The organism is Stieleria magnilauensis (genome assembly GCA_007753675.1).
Taxonomy (GTDB): Bacteria; Planctomycetota; Planctomycetia; order Pirellulales; family Pirellulaceae; genus Stieleria; species Stieleria magnilauensis.
The window spans coordinates 9,938,761-9,961,393 of the sequence record CP036432.1; the positions used below are offsets into that span (position 1 = coordinate 9,938,761).

1 protein-coding gene (cut by a window edge) is annotated in these 22,633 nt (G+C 56.9%); it reads right to left on the bottom strand.

The window, feature by feature from the left end; all coding sequences use genetic code 11:
• On the bottom strand, positions 1-22,633 hold the 3' portion of the coding sequence (locus TBK1r_RS35490; RefSeq protein WP_145220684.1) for a right-handed parallel beta-helix repeat-containing protein. Its footprint extends 11,777 nt past the window's final position; the window shows 22,633 of its 34,410 coding nt (coding positions 11,778-34,410); its start codon lies off the right edge, out of view; it ends in the stop codon at positions 1-3.

Below are 22,633 nucleotides of genomic sequence, written 5' to 3' on the forward strand. Positions count from 1 at the left end.
CTATTCGGGCAGACTTCGCAAGAAATGCAGGCCGAAATGCCCGTAGTCCTGGCCGTCAACGTCACCGTCGCCATCGAAATCCAGATCGGCGTCAAAACCTTGCATGCCTTCCTGCTTCAGAAAGGAGAGTCCGAAGCGGCCGTAGTCTTGACCGTCAACGTCGCGGTCACCGTCGCTATCACCGAAGAACCGGAAAAAGCTGTCGACAAAGTCGACCGCCAAGCCAGAAGTATTCGACCCGCTGACCGCATCGCGTTTGACTCGTATTCGATAATTTCCATCCGCGAGTGAACCGCCGACGAAAGTTTGGGGATCAAACTGAATGGTCGCAATCGTCCGTCCGGCCACTTCGCTCGTCGTAAACGCGGGCGCAAACGCAACACCACCGACAGGCTCAATCTCGATTGCGTTCGACTGCAGCGTCACAACGGAATCGAACCGAACTTGGATTGTACGGATCGACGAACGCTGCGCGGTTCCGTCGTCATAGACGACGTCTTCTACTTCTGGGCGAAACACGATCTCGAAGGATGCGTTGGCTGTGCCGGACAACGGGCCGTTGGCGGCGTTTGTGCCATTGGAATCGGTGACCGTGACTTCAATGTGACGTGTGTCCGTGGTCGGTTGGTCGCTGGTGTTCTGGTATTCGAGCAACGAGAGTGCGATCTTGTAATCCGCCAGAGACGCATTGCCGGTCAGAGTGATCGTGCCGGTGGTCGTGTCAAAACTTCCTGCCGAGATCGAAGCGGGCAGCCCCGCGGCAATGCTTAGCAGATCCGCGTTCGATTGGTAGCCGTTAACGATTCTGGCCGTTGCACGGGTCCAATTTGCATCGTCAACATCTGAGACGCCCAGGTCCGCCGCGGAAAACACCCGCTGCGGGGGTTCGCCGGCCAGATAGTCTGGAGGGTCGGGCAATGAAACGCTGGGGGCATCGTTGACCGGTTCGACCGTGACGGTCGCCTTACGCGTCAGCACGCCGTTGTCCGAAGGCGTGCTGAAATCACCGTCAGCACCGGGGTCGATGATCTGTACTTCAATCACAGCTTGTCCAAACGCGTGTTCGATCGGTGAAAACACAACCGATCCAACGTCGCTCGGGTAAAGGTAGGTCACCGTCGGCGCGGCAAGTAAGTTTGTATCCGAGCTGGTCGCATCGATCTCAAGTATCCGGCCGAGCGAATTGTAGGACAACAGATTGTTCAGCTGCAACGTGCTTGTGTTGCTGTCTTCCAGAACAATCTGGTTGGTTGTCGGCGCGATATGCGACAAGTCTTTGACGGTCACCGAGAGCGGCAGACTTTCGGCACCGTCATAGTTGCTTCCGGCCACGGCAGTGGGTGCAAGCGAGAGTGCAATCAACTGATCGCCGTCGCTCTCGTGATCCATCACACCGACAATCTCGACGGTTTGGGGGAGAAACCAATTGTCCGTCGTGAACATCAGCTGTGTTGTGATCGGTATCGCTTCGTTCTCGTCGGCACTGGTGATGGTGACGGTCACATCCGTTGTCGGAGCAATGTTGAGGGCAACTTCAAAGCTGTCCCGCGTGCTCTCCATGATGCCCTCTTCGAACACCACGGTTTCGTTGTTGGATTCGATGACCGAGACGCCCGGTGCGGAGGATGAGCCCGGCAAGACGGTAAAGAAGGACGTGAATGGATTTGCCAGCGGATTTCCAGCTGCATCGCGGATCGCGTCATAGAGGGTCAACTGGTACTCGCCCGGCGGCAACGTTTGCAAGACATCAACCTGCACAAACGGGTTGCCTAGCAAGTATCGTGGTTGCAGCACGTAGAGAACGTCGTCCGTATTGCCGAACTGTGCGTCATCGCCACTGTCGCGCAGTTCGTAGGACGTTGCGGCAGTTGCCGTGACTGCATTGAGTTCTTCGTCAAACGTGACTCGGATCGTAGGGACATCAAAGAGGACATCGTTCTGATCCGGAAGAATCGAAAGAACGTTTGGCGGATCGATGTCCGAACTGTCTCCACGGAACTCATAGGCTCCGATGTCTGCAAAACCAGGTCTGAGGACAAACCGTTGTGAATCAAATTGATTCAAATCTGCGACGCGGTTGGAATCCGCATAGACAAACAGCTGTCCAGAACCGCTCGAGATTCCGGCGATCGGAGAGAGTCCCGTTGGAACATCGCCGTAGTGGAAGATGATTTCGCCGGACTTTTTCAGTGTTGCCGAAAACTGAACCTCCTGCGTGCGGTCGCTTGATAACGAGACATCCCATCGAATCGTCACCTGTTCTGCAATCGAAGTGTCCACGTAGACGTTGTCGCCCGCTCCCCAGTTGTCGATCGCACCCCAAAGCGGCGCGATTCTGGCTTGGTTCTTGAAGTTCGCCTCCGTCGGTTCTCGAAACCAGGTGATATTGCCTAGGTCAATGAATCCGTTCGTCGATACACCGACCGAGGAGTACGAGTTTCCATAGAATGGAAACGAGAAGGGCAAGTTGATCGGGAAGGTTCCGTCAGAAGTCCAATTCAAGGCGGACCCAACGGCAGCGAACTGGTTATTCTCGAGCGATTCGGCGACATAGTCAGGCGATCCGAGGTTGATTGTCGACGGGTCATCGAGTCGCGAAGAACCGAGTCGATCGCTCACCGGAGCAGACCATGAATGTGCCCGGTCGATTGCGGGTGATTGGGCATTCAGAATCAAATTGTCATCTTGGCTGCCATCAACACCGGCGATCGTGTCGTAACCAAAAATGTTGTCGCTTCCATCGAAGTCGACGAAGTTTGGGTTCGCGGTAAGGCTCGCGGCATCTTGAGAACTGACGTTCTGCCAGTCCGCCAGCGTCGTGGCGTCCACGCCCGCCCAGGAACCTGTTTTTGCCGCTCCGGTCGCGAGGTGCACCAGGTTGTAATCGCTGTCGACACCCGTTTGGCTGGCGGCGTTGACGAACAAGGCGTAGCCTCCTTCGACCGCGACGATATTATTGTGAAGTAACACGTCCGGTGATCCGGCAGTAATCCGAATGCCGTCGCCGACTTCCTGATAGATGGTGTTGTTGACCACCTCGAACTTGGGGCTGAAATTGTCGAAGAAAATCCCCTGGTTCGTGTTGCCGTAGATCAGATTGTTGATCGCCTTGCTCCGGACCGAAGCGCCTAAATAGGCGTGAATCAGTATGCCGACGGAATTGTCGAACGATGTGTTCGCTTCGATGTGCGTTTGGTTGTCGGCCACGATCCCCGCGGCGGAGTTGTTGTAGACTCGGTTGTTGCGGACGATCGGATTCCATGAGTTTTGCACCTCGATCCCGTTCAGATTTCCGTAAGCGACGTTTCCATCGGCAATGGCTCCATCGTTTAGGAGGATCCCGCTGCCGGAGTTATCATAAGCGTCGTTCTTGAACAGCTGCACATTGCCGCTAACTTTGATCCCTGTTGTGTTGGAATCGGCTTCGTTGTTTCGCAGAACGACTTCTCCGGTGGCGGACATTCCGGTCACGTTGCCGTAGGCACGATTGTCCGTGACCGTCGACGCGCTTCCGATCGCACCGTTGATGTCCAATCCGGTCCCGGTGTTGTTGTAGAACTCGTTGTCGAACACCTGCATGCCCAGTCCGATCAACTTGGCGCCGACGTAGTGCCCGTGAATCAAGTTGCGCGTCAGCGCTGCTCCGTTAGCGTTAATTGAAATGCCAGATTCGAAAACGGTTCCGCCGCTGGGATCGAAGAAATCGCTGTCTGATAGTGTCGCTCCGTCGTTGGTCTGACCGAGAATCAGTTCTTCGCGAGCGTTCTGGTAAATTCGCGAATGCAGTACTTGCAAGTTGTCACTGTCGGAACCAGTTCCGGCATGAACTCCATAGTGGCCTCCAGTAATCGAGAGGTATTCGAGCGTGAGGTCATCTCCGTTGACGAGTTCGATCACATTGTTTCCCGAGATCTGGTTCCCCCGATCGAGCACGCTATGGTGATCGAGCTGCGAGGCGCCGACGATTCGGACACCGGAATCTTCCGCCGTCAGGTTGATGGTCTGCAACACCGGATAGATTCCGGTGTCAATATAAATGACATCATTCGGATCAAGGTCAAATGCTTCAATGAGCGCGCGTGGGCTTGCCATCGGGCTGTCCGGGCTTTTTCCCGATTTCCGATTGTCGCCGACAGACGACGTGAATTCGTTGTCGCTTAGATCCGAGTCTCCCACGTAATACACGTTGCCATCGTTGACGATGTAGAACGGCGCATCGCTGACACTCTGGAGGCCGCCGGAACTCACCCCAACCATCAACCGATACTCCATATCGACAGGCACACCGGAGATCGTCCAGGAGTATTCGCCACTATTCACCACGCATGCGATTGGGTATTGCTGACCGGAAAGGTCGTCAATGATCGTCAGGTCAATGAAATCGGAAGACGGGACTCCGGAGGTGTTCCAACGCAGATCGATCGTCTGGCCCGACTCGAACTTTTGGAATCCGATCGGATCGATGACTTGAATGATCTGAGCGGCACTGATTGCGGCCTCGTCGGTGTTCCCATACGCACCGAGATTGATTCGCGATCCGTTGGGCGATGGTTCCAGCGCGTAAGGCCCGGTCGGATCGCCGCGGTCAATTGCCGGTGAGCTACCGATCAGGTGGAAGTCATCATCGATCGACCTGTCTCCTACAATCTCCACCATGTGAATCGCGTCGGCTACGACGACGCCGCCCCCGACGAAATCGCGCAGCACGATGGTGACGGTGTCACTCGAGGGACTGACAATCGCAATGTTCTCCCACGTGCTGCCGGCATCCGTGAAGTCGTTTGGTGAAGTTTGTTGATTCACTCGTTTCCAGCCGACCGGCATGTCCGTTTCCGAAGCACCATCGTGGATCTGATAGGGAACGGTTCCGGCGTCAAAACGCGGTTTCCAAGTTGCGGCAACCTGATAGGTGAATCCTGGCGTCAGTCCCGTAACGGTCCACCGAGCGATGTTTCCGCCCGTTCCAGGAACGCTCGAACTCTGGTAGTCACCGCCGTGGGCGCTGCCATCGGTCACAGAACTCCAAGCGGTTCCAAACGTGGCAAAACCGGCTTCGCCGTCGTCGATAATTTGCGCCACTCCGTTGACCGTTGTTTGGAAGCCCTGCAGATTATCCGCACCATCGTGATCCACGAATTTCGGGTCGAAGGCCACACCACTTCCCGCCATCCCGTGCTCGTCAAATCCAAATTCGTAATACCAATCAGACCGGTCGAGGATTTCGGTTCCCGCCCAATCGGCCAGCTTTGCCGTTCCCAATACGTTGTACAGGTTGTAATCCAGGCGAGGATCAAGTTGGCTATCGGCCGCAAACGAAATCGCGTAGGCACCGTCGCTTTGAAGGATGTTATTGCGGAAATCGAAGTCTTTCGAACCGCCCTGAATGCGAACGCTGTTACCGAACCGATGATCAATGGTGTTGTTGATGATCAGGGCATCGCCGCTGAGACCTTCCAGCAACATCGCTTGCTCGGTGTTCGCATAAACCAAGTTGCCTTGAATCTGACCGGTAAACAGCGGGCCGTTGGCACGAGAGGTGTGAACGCCGACAGGGTTGGAAAAAATCGTGTTCGCAAGCACCGTGGAACGTGCTTCGGCGCGAATTCCCGCTTCGCGGTTGCCGAATGCGCGATTTCCGCTGACGATGACATCATCGGTTGCGTGGATGCCCAGATTGTTGCGAAAGACGGTGTTTTCGGCGACAACGACGTTCGACTTCGCGTCGATGCCCAGAAGGTTGTCGTAGACCGTGTTACGTTCCACGCGAATCGTTGACCGCAACGATCCGACGTCGATTCCTTTGAAGGAGTTGGCAAAGACGATGTTGTCAGAGATGACCCCGACGAACGCAGAGTCCGATAGGTTGGCGGAAATCCCGGTGCTGTTTCCAAAGATCCGGTTGTGCGTGATCGTGGTTCCCGTATCGCTGCCCAGGTTGTATTGGATCCCATAAACGGTGTTGCTGTAGACCCAGTTGCGGGCGACCTGATTTCCATGACCAGCGAGGACAATGCCAAAGTAGTGTCCATGAATCTTGCTGTCGTGCAACACGGCGGCGCCACCGCGCAGTTGCATCCCAATGAAATCGGACCAACTGGGATCGAAAACTTCGCTTCTCAGCAAAGTAAATCGCTCGTTGCCCGCGCCGATCCAAATCTCTTCATGACGGTTAGAAAAGATTCTTGAGTCCTGGATCGTCAGATCGTCGCTGTCGGCGTTGTCGGCCGCGAAGATTCCGCGCGAGCCGCCGCTCAATGACAGGAACTCGAACGTAATGTCATCGGCATCCCGTAATTCGAAAACATAACTCCCGACACTCAGGTTGGAGCGATCAAGATGGGATTGATGGCCGGATTGAGACGCCCCCACAATGGTCACACCGGAATCGGCAGAGGTCAAAATGATGTTGCCGAGCAGCGAATAGGTGCCCGTATCGATCGAGATGACATCGCCAGCATCCAGATCGTAAGCCTCGACCAAGGCTCGCAAGCTAGACATCGGGCTGTCGGGAGACTTTCCAAAGTTGCGATTGTTGCCTGCGACCGTCGTGAATTCGTTATCGCTCAAGTCCTGGTCATCTGGGATGTTCACATAGTAGCTGTTGCCATCGTTGGCAATCTGAATGGGCTCATTTGAAATTCCAGTTGGCAAGCTGCCCTGATTGACCGTGATCGCGAACCGATATTCGCGATCGGCGGGCACACCGGTAATCGTCCAATCGAAAGTACCGGCGGCATCAACGTTCGAAGCGATCGGATAGGGCTGGCCGGTGAGTTCGTCGACGAGCGTAAGTGTCACATTCGCCCACGGTGTGTTGATCCGTTGGCGACGGATCTCGTTGGGCGTCAATGCCCGATCGTAAACCGCCACTTCGTCGAGCCGGCCGTCCAACGGAGTGAAGTAACCGACGCCCGAGCCGGTCCACCATCCGAGACGCAAAGGCTGGGTGCTGGGATCAAGATCATTGGTGCCGGTCGATCGTTGGGCAACCAGTTCGCCTTCCACATAGATTTTCATGCTGCCGGCGTCGCGATCGATCACTCCCGCCACGTGTTGCCATTTGCCCGACTGAAATTTCCCAGGGGGCGACTCAAGAATCTCGGCTCCTCCCTTTGTCTCCAATCGCAGCAATCCGGTCTGGCTGATCATCAACAAATAGCCGGGACTGCCGTTGGTGTTTGGTTTGTGAATCAACGGCGTCCAATAGCCAGGTGAGCGGTCCTGGTTCACCCAGAATGAGAAACTCAACTGTCTCGACGGACTGAGCGAGCCGTCGTCGGCGATTTCGATGTAATCGATGTCCGTGTTGTCGAACCTAACCGCCGTGTCGAAACCGGATTCGAACACACCGTCGGCAGCGAGCGTCGGAGACCCGAGATACGAACCGTGCCGCAGATTGCCCGAAGCGTCTTGCGCTTGCGTCCCCGATGTCTCTCCCAGGCGATAGTATGCGATTGGATTGCCTTGAAGAATGGTACGCTGATACGAATCGTCAATCGGATCACCGATCCCGGCGACGTGCCACTGAATCTCAATGGGTTGTCCTACCTCATATTTCTGCAGGCCGCCCGGCTCAATGATCTGAACGATCTGCGCCGAACTTACCGCGGCATCCGCGGAATTGCCGTAAGCGCCCAGATTGATCCGTCGACCATTCGGCAAAGGTTCGAGGTCAAACAAGTCAAAACGATCACCCTGGTCGATAGCCGGTGAATTGCTCGCTAGATGGAAATCGTCGTCGCCACCACCGTCGCCCACGATCGGAACCAGATGAACCGCATCGGCCGAGACCGGTTGGCCAAAATCGCTCATCACGATCGCGATGGTATTGCCGGTGGGCGTGAAGAATCCCAGGCGATTCCACGTGCTGCCCGCATCCGTGAACCCGACCGGGGGAATGCTTTGGTTGATCGCCTTCCATCCGATCGGCGGCTTGGATTCGTCGAACGGTCCATCGTAGATTCGGTATTTGGCCGATCGCGTGTAGGCGAAATCGGCGACCCAGGTCGTCGATATTTGATAGGTTTGACCTGCCGTTAACCCACCGAACGTCCACTGCGCAAGATTATTTCCCGTGCCCGGTTCGTTGGTTGTTTGGAAGTCACCGTCATATGCATTTGAATCCACTTCGGGAATCCAGCCGATGCCGCTGGTACTGAATCCGGCGTCGCCGTCATCAATGATCACGGCAGCACCCGTCGCAGTCGCATTAAAACCCAGCACGTCATCCACGCCGTTGTCATCGACAAATTGTGGATCGAATGATGAAGCGGTTCCGGCGAGACTATGTGTGCCGAGGCCCAAGTCGTAAAACCAATCGACGCGACTAAGAATGTCGGAGTTGCCCAAGTCGGCCAACTTGGTCGTTCCGCCCAAGTGGTAGAGGTTGTAGTCGAAGCTCAGATTCTGTTGGCTGTCCGCCGCGAACGACAACGCATAGTCACCGTCGATATTGAGAATGTTGTTTCGGAAACTGAAATTCGAGGAAGAAATCTGGAATCGCACGGCACTTCCGGCACCATGGTCGATCGTGTTATTGACGATCTGAGAGCCCGCAACAAGACGCTCCAGCAGCATCGCGTGCGTCGCGTTGTCATACACAATATTGCCACTCACCAGACCCGAATAGCCGGAACCAAGGGTCTGGATGCCGATTTGGTTGGAGTACACCTGGTTGCCGAGTACACGTGCGAGTGTCTCCGCCTGGATCCCGACTTGGGTGTTGCCATAGACGCGATTTCCAGTGACGACACTATCGTCCGTCGAATGGATTCCGATACTATTTCGAAACACGTCGTTGTCCGCGAAACGTACGTTGTACCTGGTGTCGATACCACGGGCATTGTCATAGATCGCATTGCGTTCGACTCGAATCAGCGCTCGCAATGCTCCCACATCGATTCCTCTGAACGAATTGGCAAAAACAGCATTGTCGGAAATCGTTCCGGCGACCGACGAGTCCGATAGATTGGCCTGGATTCCAGTGCTGTTGGCAAAAACGTGGTTGTGAGTGATCGAGGTCCCCGTGTCATTGCCCAAGTTGTAAAGGATGCCGAAAGCGTCATTGTTGTAGACCCAGCTCTTCGTGATTTCGTTTCCTCGGCCTTCGAGTTGGATGCCAAAGTAGTGGCCGTGGATTTTGCTTTCCGTCACAACCGTCGTATCACCGCGCGATCGGATCCCGATCACGTCTGACCAATTGGGGTCATAGACGTCGCTGCCTCGCAGGGTGAAACGCTCGTTGCCGATGCCGATCCAAATTTCCTCATAGCGATTGCCAAACACTTTTGAATCTTTCAACTGCAGTCCGTCGCTGTCGGCATTGTCAAGTGCAACAACGCCGTTCGAACCACCGGTGATGCTTAAGCTCTCCAATGTCACATCGTCCGCACCTTGCAGGTCAAACACGTAATTGCCCGCAGCCGTATTAGCGCGATCGAGCAGCGTTTCGTGTCCCGGTTGGGTTGCGCCGACGATACGGACTCCGGAATCCTCCGCAGTGATCACAACATTGACGTCGAGTGTGTAGTGCCCGGTGTCGACGAAAATGACATCACCCGGTCCAAGGTCGTACGCTTCCAGTACGCCGCGAATCGTTGCTTTCGGTGCGGCCGGGCTGGTTCCTGCGTTGACCGCATCGTCGCCGGGGAACGTCGTGTATTCATTATCCGTGAAGTCGGTGTCGCCGGCCAAGTTGACGTAATAAAAATGGATCGGCTCGGTGATCGCAAAGACTCCATTGCTGGTATCAACGAGCGCATGGTTATCATTTCGTGTCACGCGGATTCGATAGTCCGATTGCGGCGTGATCCTCGTCGGAATGGTCCAATCGAAACCGCCCGTGTTCGGAGCGTTGGCGGCGATCAATTCCACGAAAGCTCCGTCACCCTCACGTAAAAGCTCGATTCGGACGTCTCCACTGGCAAGTAAATCCGAACGCCAACCAATCGCGAATGTCTGTTCGGCGGGCCAAACCTCTCCACCATCGGGTACCGTCACCAAGACGTATTCCAACGGGCTCTTGGATGCTTGCAGCGTATTGCCGAACGCCCCTAAATTCACGAATCCGCCATTCGGTGACGACTCGTTCAAGAATGGGTACGTCTCGTCGCCACGGTCGATTGCCGGCGACTGATTGGCATCCACCTGTTCGGTAATACTCAGGAAAACAGGGAGACCCGTGACAAGATCATGAACCGGTGTGATCGATCCGGTGAAGCGGCCTTCGGTGCTTTGCAGATGGAAGTCGTCGTCGCGTCCGTCATTCGCCAAATCAACGAATCCGAGCACCCCATCAGATCCATGCGGGTCCAAGAAGAGCGGGTCTTGCTCCAGACTGTTGCGATCGGTGAACGCGGCGTTTCGCCATTCGTTCAAGCTCGCCCGTTTGATGCCCTGCCAGGAAGCAACCACACCGCCGCCGTCCGCCCAATAGAGGTTGTAGTCCGAGTCAAAGCCGGACTGACTGTTGCTCGCCACCGAAAGTCCCACTCCGTCAAGGACTCGGAAGATGTTGTTGCGAACATCAACGTTGACCGAAGTGTTCTCCACCGACAGCCCGATTCCAGCGTTGGTATAGAACGTATTGCCATCGATCTCAGCACCATTCGCGTCGTCAACCCGGACGCCATTTTGGGTCGCTGCATAGACCAGGTTTCCCGAGATGCTTCCTCCCAGAGCATTTTGCATGCGAGCGTCGACCCCGATGGGTGAGGAATAAATCACATTGCCTTCGATCACACTGCTACCGTAGGCGAGAATGCCGATTTCGTCGTGATCGTAAACGCGGTTGTTCCTGGCGGTTGCGCCCCCGTAGCCAACCAATTCGATCCCCGTCTTGCTGCCGAAGACGACGTTTTCAACTGCCCTGGCCTCGTCGCGAACTTGAATTCCTAAGTTCTGGTTGTTGAAAACCGAGTTCCGTGAAACATCGCCATTGCCCCAAATTTCAATGCCCTGCGTCGGATGATCGTGTACGGAATTACCAACGACGGTGACGGCAGAACGCCCCAAGCCGAAGGAGGCATAGATTCCGCGATTATTGCCGTAGACCGCGTTCCCGGAGATCGACGAACTCGCTCCCGGAACTCGTGTCAGGTGAATGCCATCGAGCCCGTTCTCGTAAATCTGATTCTGATCGACGACCAAACTCTCTTGATTGGAGAGCGCTAATCCATGTTCCGCGTTGCCAAAGAACCGGCTGTTGGTGATCTCCCCGATCGCACTGGTCGCGTAAACACCGTGCCGCGCGTTATTGGATGCAGTGATCTGGTCCAATCGCGTTGCTTCGGCATCGTCTTGGATCAAGATGCCGTCTTCGGATTGCGACGATAGCGTTAGAGACTCACCGGTGAATCGAGTGCTTCCCCCGTGTAGCCAAATGCCACGGCGGCCGCCTGAGAAGTCAAAGTATCGAATGGTCACTTGATCGGCATCAAACAGTTCGACGACCGAATCGGGTTGGTTCGAGTAGGCATACTCGAACGAGACTTTTTTGCCCGCGTCGGACGGCCCCGTCCACAAAAAGCCTTCGTCGTCACCCACACCCGTGGAACTGGAAATCACGATCGGATCAAAAGCGAAGTAGTCGCCGGTGTCGTTAAAAATCGTATCGCCGGCCCCGAGGTCGTAGACGCGCAGGATGCTGTTGATGTGCGGCTTGGGACGATTCTGCAATAGCCCCGTATTGCGATGGTCTCCCGGCGCCGTGCTGTACTGATCGTTTACCGCATTGGCGTCGTTGACATAGAACGCGTTGGCCGCCGGATCCTCGGGGACCGTGAACGGTTCAACGCTGCGGTCGAACACCAGCGGTTGGTTGACCAGCGAAACATGGATCCTCAATCCATACGTGCCAAAACCAATTCCGTCATCGCTGGGCGTCCACGAATACTCCCCGTCATCGGCCGTCGACGCGGCAATCGTTGTCAACCAAACCGGTCCATCAACCGCATCTTGGTACAAATCAATTTTCACCGGAGTTCCCGCGTCGTTGCCGGCCGATTGCCAACGGATTAAATCCGGCACATCCTTGCGCCAATCGACGTACAGGTCCGGTGACAGGAGGCGAATTTGCGTGCGACCGGCAAACACATCACTTGTCGTTCCTCCATACGCCCCCTGATCGGGATAGATATTTTTCGAAACGACCTGCAATGACGCGGCATCAAAATAGCCGTCGTTGTAGACTCCGCTCATTCGATCAGACTCGAACCGGAAGACGGCTTTGCGCGCCCCGAGTGGGATTGCAACGCGATCGCCCAGCAGTTCCCATCGATCGATCGCCGATTCTGCCGTCAGCTCAATCGTCTCGAGTACAACATCCGCACCGTCGAGAAACTGCAACGAAATCTTAGCCTGCTCAGGCAGTGTCTCGTTTGCCGCGCGAACACGGCCATTAAATACGGCAACCAATTCCGCTCCATCAATTTCCTCGATCGCGTAACCCGCAGCGAGTAGGTCGATGGTCTGTTGTGCGAACGCCGTCGCGTGGTTGTTTCCGAAAAAGTATTGATTTCCTTCGAATGCGATTGGGGCGACGGATCGAACCTGTGCCCCTTGATGAGTCTGCCAGCCGGTGGTTCCATTTTCAAATCCCGCGTTAACGAGCAGATTCTGATACCCCGTTGGTGATACGAAATCGATTCGCGGATCGCCGGCGTCCAGTGTCGGGCTGGTGCGGCGCAGCCCGGCAACGGTTTCGAAAACATCGAGTTCGCCTGTTCCGCGGTTGACGTACGTCGGCTTGCTCCACCAGGGGTTCACCCGCGTCGAACCGAGTGAATGCAAATCATAGCGATGAACATCGCGTTGCCAGTCGAGCAGGTCGTCGAAGTCAATCACAAAGTGGGCGATCTTGCCACCCGGATCGGCATGCAGCGTGTTGTAGTCGCTGAAGAAACCTTTCAAACTATTGTCGTCGAGGAACAGGTCGTATCCGTTCTGCGTTGACAAAATATTGTTGCGTACTTCGATCTCACTGGAAGTGCCGTCAATCCGGATGTTGGCACCTGTTTCGCCGAAAATCGTGTTGTGGGCGATCCTGACATCAAAGCTTCCATGGGCGTGAATGCCGGCAACGCTGTTGCGCGACAGGATGTTGTGAACGATCACGTTGCGGCTACCAGCCGAAACGCCCGTCACGTTTTCGAAAACACGGTTGAACTGTACCAAGCCATCGAAATCTATGCCGACTTCGTTGGACTGGATCAGGTTCATGAAACCAAAGTCGTCACCGCCAAGAATCCCCGCCCCGATCACACCGATCTGGTTTTCAAAGACGTGTTGATTCTGCATCCGTCCATTCAGCTCGACACCCGTCTGGTTGCCAAAGATCTTGTTGGGAAGTGCGGTCCCGACGAATCCGAATCCAGAACTGACGGAGTCGACGGTCGATCGAACGCCGAGTGTATTGTCAAAGATTTGATTGTCGCTGAGCGATGCCGACGCGGTGTACGCCACGCCGACCAGAGCATCGTGGATGTTGTTTTCGGAAATCTCGCCCGTGAATGGCGCCGCGATCTTGATCCCCGTTTCGGAGACTCCAATCTCGTTGCCCTGAATGGTTCCGCCGGCCGAGGCGTCGAGCGAGATCCCCGTACCCGAACCGAGAAAATCGTTTTCGCGAACGACCATGCCGGTTGCACCTGTTCCCGTTACCTTGAACCCCACGGCACTGCCGTTGGGACTGGTGAACTGATTGAACTCGACACGTGTCTGGGTGACCGATCCGGTCAGCGTGAGTCCGATGTCTGCGGCAATCGAATTGTTTGCCAGAACAGTGTTGGTAGAGGCTTGATCAATGGTGACACCACCGCCGGAGATCTTGTTTTCGCGCAGCGTGACGTTGTCGGAACCGTTGATCGTGATTCCGCCGTTGATCGACAATCGTTGCACAGTGATTCCGTCGGCATCGTTGATCACGATCGAACCTTGAATGACCGAATCCGGTCCGCCGATGATTGAAACACCGGCGTCGCCCGATGTCACGATCGCGCCATCGGTGTGCGTTCCCTGGACGAGAATCACATCGCCAACGCCAAGGTCTTGAGCATCCAGAACGTCCTGAAGAGAGTTTCCCACTGTCCCATCGACTTGGGTCAACGAACCGCTGAGATCAAACGTGTTGCCGCGGAAATAGACCTCTCCGCCGGCGTCGACCGGTTCGAACCACGCCACGAACGGACTGCCGTCTGAATCCAGTGCCAAGGCGTTGTCAAGCCGGGCCCCGCCGGTGATTCCGATGCCACGACCGCTGGCGTCTCCCCTGACGGGCTCAGCAAACGCTGTGCCCGACCATTCTTTGACGTAAATCGCTGGATCGGAATTGACGTCGGTCGCGACCAGATTGTCACGATAGGCGAGGAACAGTTTTCCGCCGCGGGAGACCAGACCGGGGCGACTGGCACGACCGCCGAACGCATTGACGCCACTGTGTTCTCGCGATCCGACTCCGGCATCAACCCACTCGCTGCCGTCAAATCGCGAGGCATAGACGCGGGGGAACCCACTTGTTTCGTCGATCCAGGCGGTAAACAGTTCTCCGTCGTGGTACGCCAACGTCGCCGAATGACTCGCGCGGCGAGAATCAGAAACACCGCCACCGCTGGCCGATCCATCCATTTGCCCCCAAGTCGAACCGCTCAGTTGACGCAGATAGATTTCGCTTTGATCGCCGGTCGTTTGGGTCCAGGCGATGGCGACGGTCTCACCGTCCACGGCGATCGCAAGACCCTCAATGTCGCTGTCGGATTCGGACACACCGGCCGTTGCCACGTTACTGCCCAAGGTGACCCAATCACCCGCGGCGAAACGACGGGCATATGCATTTTTGGCGCCCGAGGATTGATCCAGCCATGCGATCACGGGACCCGATGGCGTGATCGCGATCGACGATTCGTCGGCGCGGTCGGACGGGTTTCCGCCTGTGATTCCACCCGGCAAAAGCGAATCACCGATGGGCACCCAAGCACCGCTGCCGGCGCCCGCCGTTGGATCCCATTTGGCGGCGCGGAGGTCGCTGCCGGCGGCATCGATTTCGGTCCAAACCACGATCGGGTTGTTGTCCGCATCGATCGCGATCGAGGGACGACGCGATGAAGTCGGCGTGGCGACCACTCCGCCCGCTGCGACGCTGCCGGCCAGTTGACGCCAGCCGACACCCGATTCGTGGACCGCAACGTAAACTTCAAAGTTGCCATGCCGCGCATCGGCCCAGGTCACATAGCGTTTGCCCGACGCATCGATCGCGACGGCGGGCTCGATAGAAACCGGACCACCACCGCTGATTCCCCAGCCCGATGCCGATCCGGCAAACTCGGTCCAACGCCCCGTATAGGTCGGCCCGGTGGGAAGGGTTGCGACGGCCAGAATCATCGGATCGGCCGTCGTCAGAACCGGATCGGCCGTCGGCGTTGGCGTCACGAAATCACTCGGCGTCGCAGCTTCACCGGAACCGTAGTCGTAGGTCTGAACCGTTTCCGTCACGACATCGATGAAGTCGTCACCGGCTTCACCAAACATCAGATCGGTTCCACCGCCGCCGAACAGTTGGTCCTGTCCCGAACCTGTTTCGTCGGCACCGGTTCCGAAGTCACCAAAGATGCGATCGGCCGCGCCGTCATCGGCCGTTCCGTCACCCACCCCTGTCGTGTTGTGGCCATACAGAATGTCGTGATCATCGTCACCGAGCAGGACATCGATGCCGCCATCGCCGGCGATTTTGTCGTCGCCCTTGCCGCCGCGGATGACATCGTCGCCGGGTCCCCCGGAAATGACATCGTTTCCGCCCAAGCCGATGATCCATTCGTTGCCTGGACCGCCGAAGATCAGATCCGCTCCGTCATCGGAGCCTCGAATGACGTCGTCGCCTTCCTGTCCCAAGAGTTGATCCAGGGTGCCGCCACCGCCGAGAAGTTCATCGTCGCCGAGTCCTCCACGAACCAGATCGACGCCGATTCCGCCGTCCAGGAAATCATCTCCGGCGTCTCCGTCGAGCGTGTCATTGCCGCCCTGTCCAAACAGACGGTCTTGGCCTGTTCCGCCGGCGAGTGTGTCGTCACCGAAATGCGAACCATACAGTTCGTCGTCGTCAGATCCGCCCAGCAAGCGATCGCCCAAACCGTGACCGGCAAACATCCAATCGTTGCCCGATCCGCCGTCGGCGTCGTCGCTACCGAGCCCGGTATCGATGCGGTCGTTTCCATCGCCTCCCAGTACGTGATCGGCACCGGCGAGAGCCCAGATTTGGTCGTCGCCGGGTCCTCCAATGATCAAATCGCCGAAGTAGATTGCGTCGGTGAAATCAGGATCTGTATCGCCACCCTCGTCGGCACCGGTGATTCGATCATCGCCTTCGTCGCCATTGAGAACGTTGCCGATTCCAGTCCCCGCGAATAAGACGTCGTTGCCGATTCCTCCCGAGAGGCTGTCGGTCCCTTCGCCGCCGTCGAGGTAATCTGTTCCGTCACCGCCGCTGATTGAGTCTTGACCGGTCTGACCGAAAAGGATGTCGTCACCGGCATCCCCTTGAAGCTGATCGTTGCCGGGGCCGCCGTAGGCTTGATCATTTCCTTCGCCCCCTAGGATCGAGTCGGCGCCCGCGCCGCCAAAGAGGTCATCATTCGAATCGCCGCCCGAGACGGTATCGTCACCGTCTTGTCCATGAACCTCATCGCGACCGTCATCTCCGAACAGTTGGTCCGCGGCGGCATCGTCGTTGCTGCCTTGGATGCCGTGACCAAAGATTCGGTCCTGGCCGTCGTTGCCGTGGATGATGTCGGCGCCAAAGTTCCCCAGTAGAACGTCGTTGCCGGAGGAACCGTTGATCGAATCATTGCCGCCATCGGTGGTCGGTATCGTGAGTTTCAGCTCGGCTTCTCGAACAACGCCGTCGGTTTGGTCTTCCGAAAGAGCATAAATTCGGTAGGTACTGCTGCCGTCGGGGATCACGTCCCAGGCTTCACTGAGCACCAAGGAGATTGATGTATTGCTGACGATTCGACGGCGTTGCAATGCGCCCGTTCCGATCGTGATCCGCACAAACAATCCGGCCAAACTTTCATCGCCGATCGGAAACGCGGCCGACGTATCGGTCAGTGTTGTGCCGGTCGCCGAAGTCGGACTGGAGAAAAATTGCACGTCACGACGTGACGTCCGCGTGTCGAGATCCGGGTGCGTTCCCAGTCGTGTGACGATCGCCCCATCGGAATCGAAGTAATCGACTCGCCCCAAATCGCCGAAGATCAGGTCGTCACCAAGACCACCCGTCAGAGTATCCGCCCCCTCCTCACCGAAGATCAAAAGCGAGCGATCCGTGGTTGTAGCGTCAACCGTATCATCGCCTCGCCCGGTACTCAGCGAGATTGATCCATCGGCCTGATCGAGAATCTCGTAAACGCTGGTCGCATCCGGGATGGTTTCCCAGGCCAAGGCGATCGTAATCGTGTCATGGGTGTTGGAGAGGATTTGTCGTGTCTGTCCGATTCCCGTACCGGCAGTGATGCGCACACGATGTCCTTGTATTCCCAGTCCGGTCACGGGATAGTTCGCCGAAGCGTCGACCAGCGTTGCGGTCGCTCCGGATGTGGCGGTTCCGGAGGCGACGATTTGATCGACGGCGTTCAGTTTCAGCACAACGTTGTCGTCGCCTGGACCGGTGTTGACCGTCGTCCACGTTTGGAATCCGTCTTCGCGAATTTGCGCACCGACGATTTGCAAATCGTCGTGACCCGCACCCAATTTGACGTCGACGACTTCCAAATCATTGTATCGGATCCCGCCGGGTTGGCTCCTGCCACCGATCGTAACGTCCGGTCCCATTCCGAGACCCGCGACGCGCGAGGCGCTTAATGTGCCGGTGCTGTCCGCCAGCGAGTCGTCGTGCCATAACGTCATCACGTCGATTTGCTCTTCTTCCTTGGCGAAGAAGTTCAAACTCATCGTCGTGACGGCGTATTTTTTGACGTCGCCCAGTTGCGTTGCAGTCAGCCCCCAACTCTCGTTCAGCGTCAATTTCGCTTGGCCGCCACCGAGATCAGCCGCCGCGAGGATCAAACGAAACAGTCCGACACCAGGTCCTTCGGTGATTTCGATGGTCTTGTTCAGCAGGTCAGCGAGCGTCGTCACACCACTGACCGCGAGCAGATCCGACGTGTTTGCCGTCAGCGATTTGTCTTCCATCAAGATCACGTTGCCGGTGGCCGGTCGAACATTCAGTTCGCCCGGTAGAAGCACGGCGCCGCCGAGCAACGCCGAACCGTTGCCGCCGGCACCTTCGACCACGAGTGGACCTTGAATGCCAGCGAGCGAATGTATGGAAGGTGCGAAAACTTTGGTGTCCCCTCCGTCCACGATCAAATCATCGACCGCCCGGACAAGAATTTCTTTGGGCTGGTTCCAATCCGACGGAGTAAATGTCAACTCGAGCGTTCCGTCGGCTTGACTCACGGCGCCCGCGGCAGAACTTGTGACACCGACTTGGACGAGATCGTTGCGGATCACGCTCCGTGTCGATTTCGTCATCTGTGGCACCACGACCACTTTCACATTCGCGCTCGGTTGCCGAGTCAGTACGACCGTGTAAGTGTCCGCGATCGGCGGCTGCGCAGAGGCCGACGAACTCTCAATCACGTCGGTCGAGCCGAAGGTCTCGCGGATCAGCACCTGAGACACATCGTTGTCGGCGATACTCACCGGCAGGGGCGATACGCTGGACTGATGGAAGCCCGGCTTGCGATACGAGTAGGTGACTTGGATTTGGCCTTTTACACGATCGGGTTTGCCGGAATCGTCTTGGAAAACGATCTTGTTGGAAACCACGCGATAGCGATTGCTCGGTCGCGTTTGCCCGTCAACGGTCACCGTGATCGTTGCCCCAGAGTCAGGCTTTCGCTCAAGCGGAACAAACGAAACACGCTTGGACGCAACGATGGTTTCGCTGGCCGGAATCACTTGATCCACGTCGGTCGCACTCGTGATCGCGAACTCGATCGATCCGAAATGGAAACCTTCACGAATCGAATCATCCGCGGCGTTGACGGTGACCGTTTGAGCGGTGTTCCAATTGGTGCTGTCGAAGACAAGTTGCGATGGTGAGAGTGTGACTTCGCTGCCGCCGGCCAGGTCGACCGTGACGGTACCGGTGGGTTGGCGAGACAGTTTTAATTCAAGTCGATCACCCGTTCCGCCTTCGATCACCTCGGTTGCCCCATCGGCGTCACCTGGGGCCGGAGTCGACGCATCGGCCTGGACGACAATCAATTCCGCCGCATCGTTGTCATAGACGGTGACGGATACTGAAGGCGCTTTGAGTTCATGGTAGTGCTGGACGACGTACCGACTGGCGGTCGTGGGCGTGACGGTCCACTCGCCGCTGCGTAGCGTCAGCGTGTTAGCGGTGTTGGACAGAATCAGTCGCTGCTCGCCGAGTCCTGGCCCCTCGATCATCGTGACGTAACGTCCCCGCAGACCTTCGGCGGCGGTCGGAAAGCTGGCGCTCGTGTCGACGATTGTGTTGTCGGTCACCTGCGTGGGAGAACCCGAGAAAGCATCGTCGGGGACTCGCGGGTCACCGACGACCGTGACGGTGTGCGTGATCACGCCCGTGTGCGTGCCTTCGATCGCGTCGTCGTCATAGTCGTGTAATTCGCTCGCATCGTTGTTCGGGGCGTCGACATGAATCGTCTGAGGGAGCATCCAGTTGGCCGGAGTGAACTTGAGCACGACCGAGTGGGTTTCAAAATTGTTCGAAGAACCGGTGGCGTTGGAATAGATACGGAATTTTTTTGCTTTCAGTTCCTTGTCGCGGCCGATCGGCACCGGCGCGTTGACAGTGACCAACACGTCCGCCAACGGTGCATGGGCGAGAGTGATGTCATAGCTGTCGCTGAACCCGTCTTCGCCGACGATCGTCTCTCCTTCGCTTTGCGTGATGATGATCGACGGTTCGTCATTGTCGGCGACGTTGGCCGAGATGCCGATTACTTTTGCACCGTGGTAATTGCTGTCAACGCTTTCGACCGAGTGTGCGATGATCCCGCTGTGCCCGAGCAAGTCGTTGCTGACGACCGGCGGCGTCGCACCGGACATGTTGAACGTGTCGCTTCCCAGTCCGCCGGCGATCTCGGTGACGAATTCGGCACCGGTGCTTTGCACGTAGAACCGATCGTCGCCTTCGGCACCGTCAACTTTTAATGATTCAATGTTGACGAACCGCGGTTGAACGCCAGCTCCAAAGATGCCGTCTTTGGTGACCACGAAATCGTCGCCGAATTCAGTCCCGATCACGATGACGGTGTCAAAGCCGTCGCCACCATCGATATTGACCGGTGCGTTGACGACGTACTCGATCAAGTCCGCTCCGGCGCCGCCGGAGATATCGGTGCGATCTCGAACGGGTTCCTGCGAACCGGCCAGCGCAAAGGCGCGGATCGCAAAACTGTCGTCGCCCTCGTCTCCGTTCAGACTGAGCACCGCCATGTTATGGAACACAACGAACGTGTCATTGCCGACACCGCCTTGAATGGTCATCGGATAACGGGTGCCGTTGCTGAGGAACCCGCGTGTGGTCTCGATCGTCGCAAAGGCGTCCTCGTCGCGGATGCCATTGAGCGGATTGGTGTCATCCGCCGTGCTCGGTGTCGAAGGACCGAGACGACGCGATCGGTACAGTTGACCGACTTGAAAGAAGTCATCGCCCAAGCTGCCGTCGATCGTCAATTCGGCACCGACGTCATCAACGGCAAACCGATCGTCGCCCAACGAACCGCTGACCAAGATCCGTTCAACGCTCTTATAATTGACGCGTTCAACATCCTTCTTTGCATTGATCATGGCGACGAAGGCGATTCCGTCTTGCACCAGATGATTCGCCCGGAGCAGGAACTGATCGTCCAAATCGGTGCCGATCACTTCCAGCAAATCCGTATCGGTTTGGACACCGCTGTCGGAAACATTGACCAGCGAACTGGTCGTGCCGCCCAGGAAGGTGATTTCATACGTGTCGTTTCCTTCTTCGCCGTCCAGCAAGTCGGTGCCGATCGCTCCGAGCAGCAGGTCGTGGTCGTCGCCGCCGAGCAGCGTGTCGACTCCTGCACCGCCGTCGAGCGTGTCGTTTCCGGCGCCCCCTTCCAGCCGATCGGCATCGCCGCCGCCGAGCAGTTCGTCGTCACCGCCGTCACCAAACAGCGTGTCGGCACCCGCGCCGCCGTCCAACTTGTCTCCGTCGTCGCCGCCTTCGAGTCGGTCGACGCCGGCATTGCCCAGCAACGTGTCGTTGCCGGCGTCTCCCTTGAGCAGATCAGACTCATCGCCTCCGTTTAAAATGTCATTTCCCGGACCACCTTCGAGGGTGTTTTTCCCCCGCTCTCCATAGAGCGTGTCATGGTCTCCGCCGCCGAAGAGCAGGTCGGCGCCCAGACCGGCGTAGATCGTGTCGTTGCCGGCATCGCCACGTAAGGTGTCAGCGAATCCGGCGAATCCGCGTTTGGTATCCAGGACGGATTTGATCGATCCATTTGTGTTGAGTTGAACTCGCCCTCCGTCACCAATGATCGTATCCCGATCGCTGCCGCCGTTGACCGTGTCGGATCCCCCGGCACCCAAGATTAAATCGTTGCCTGTGCCACCATCAATGCTGTCGTTGCCGTCTCCGAATTTGACCTTCGAACGGTAATACGAATTGCCGATTTCACCGGAATCGCCGAAGACGACGTCGCCTCCACCGCCCGCGTTGATCGTGTCGTTTCCGAGGCCACCATAGATCACGTCATCGCCACCGCCGCCGGTGATGACATCATCGCCAGGTCCCCCGAGAATGATCGCGTTGCCCGAGTTGGGACCCAAGATGATGGTGTCGTTCCCCGGACCTCCGTCGATCTCGTACGTGATCGATGCATTGGTAATGCCGCTCAAGTCGATCGTGTCATCGCCCTGGCCGCCTTGAATGATCAGCTTGACCGGGTTGTCATAATCGGTATTGAATCGATAGATGCCTTGGGAAGGATCAAAGATCTCGACACGAATCTCCGACGCATCACCGGGATTCTGAGTCACGCGAAAGTTTTCGCCGTCATCCTTGACATTGCCGTTTAATCGCTTGTCCGACAGAGGCCCCATGTTGAGTTGCAGAACGTTATCGGACACTTCCGTCGCAAGTTTTGGCACCCGCGTGAAGTCAACGTCGAAATCGAGGATCTTGCCTTCCGGACCAAACGCCCATGTTTTATCAATTGAGAACAGGAACAGATCGATTTTGAGAAAGGCCTCCATCCGCGCGACCATATCACCGGAGAGGTCAAAAATCGCCAGTGGGGACAGCAGCGGGTCTCCATGTTTGAATTCGCCGGCGATATTGTCGGCGAGTTCGCCAAGCCTGACCTTGCCGTCGCGATTCGGATCGTACAGATCGAACAGCACTTGGGCGAACACGCCGCCGCCAACGCCCGCTTCGGCAATTCCAAGATTGAGTTCCGCCGCCGCGCGGAGCCCGGCATCAAACACCAACTCGGGAACATCTTTGCCGCTGCCGTCGGCGTTTTCTGTGTCACTGATGTAAAGCCCGTCGAAAATCAACAGCGGGTTTTGGAAATCGGCCTCGGCGAATCGGCGGATTCCATACGTGTCGTATCCGAAC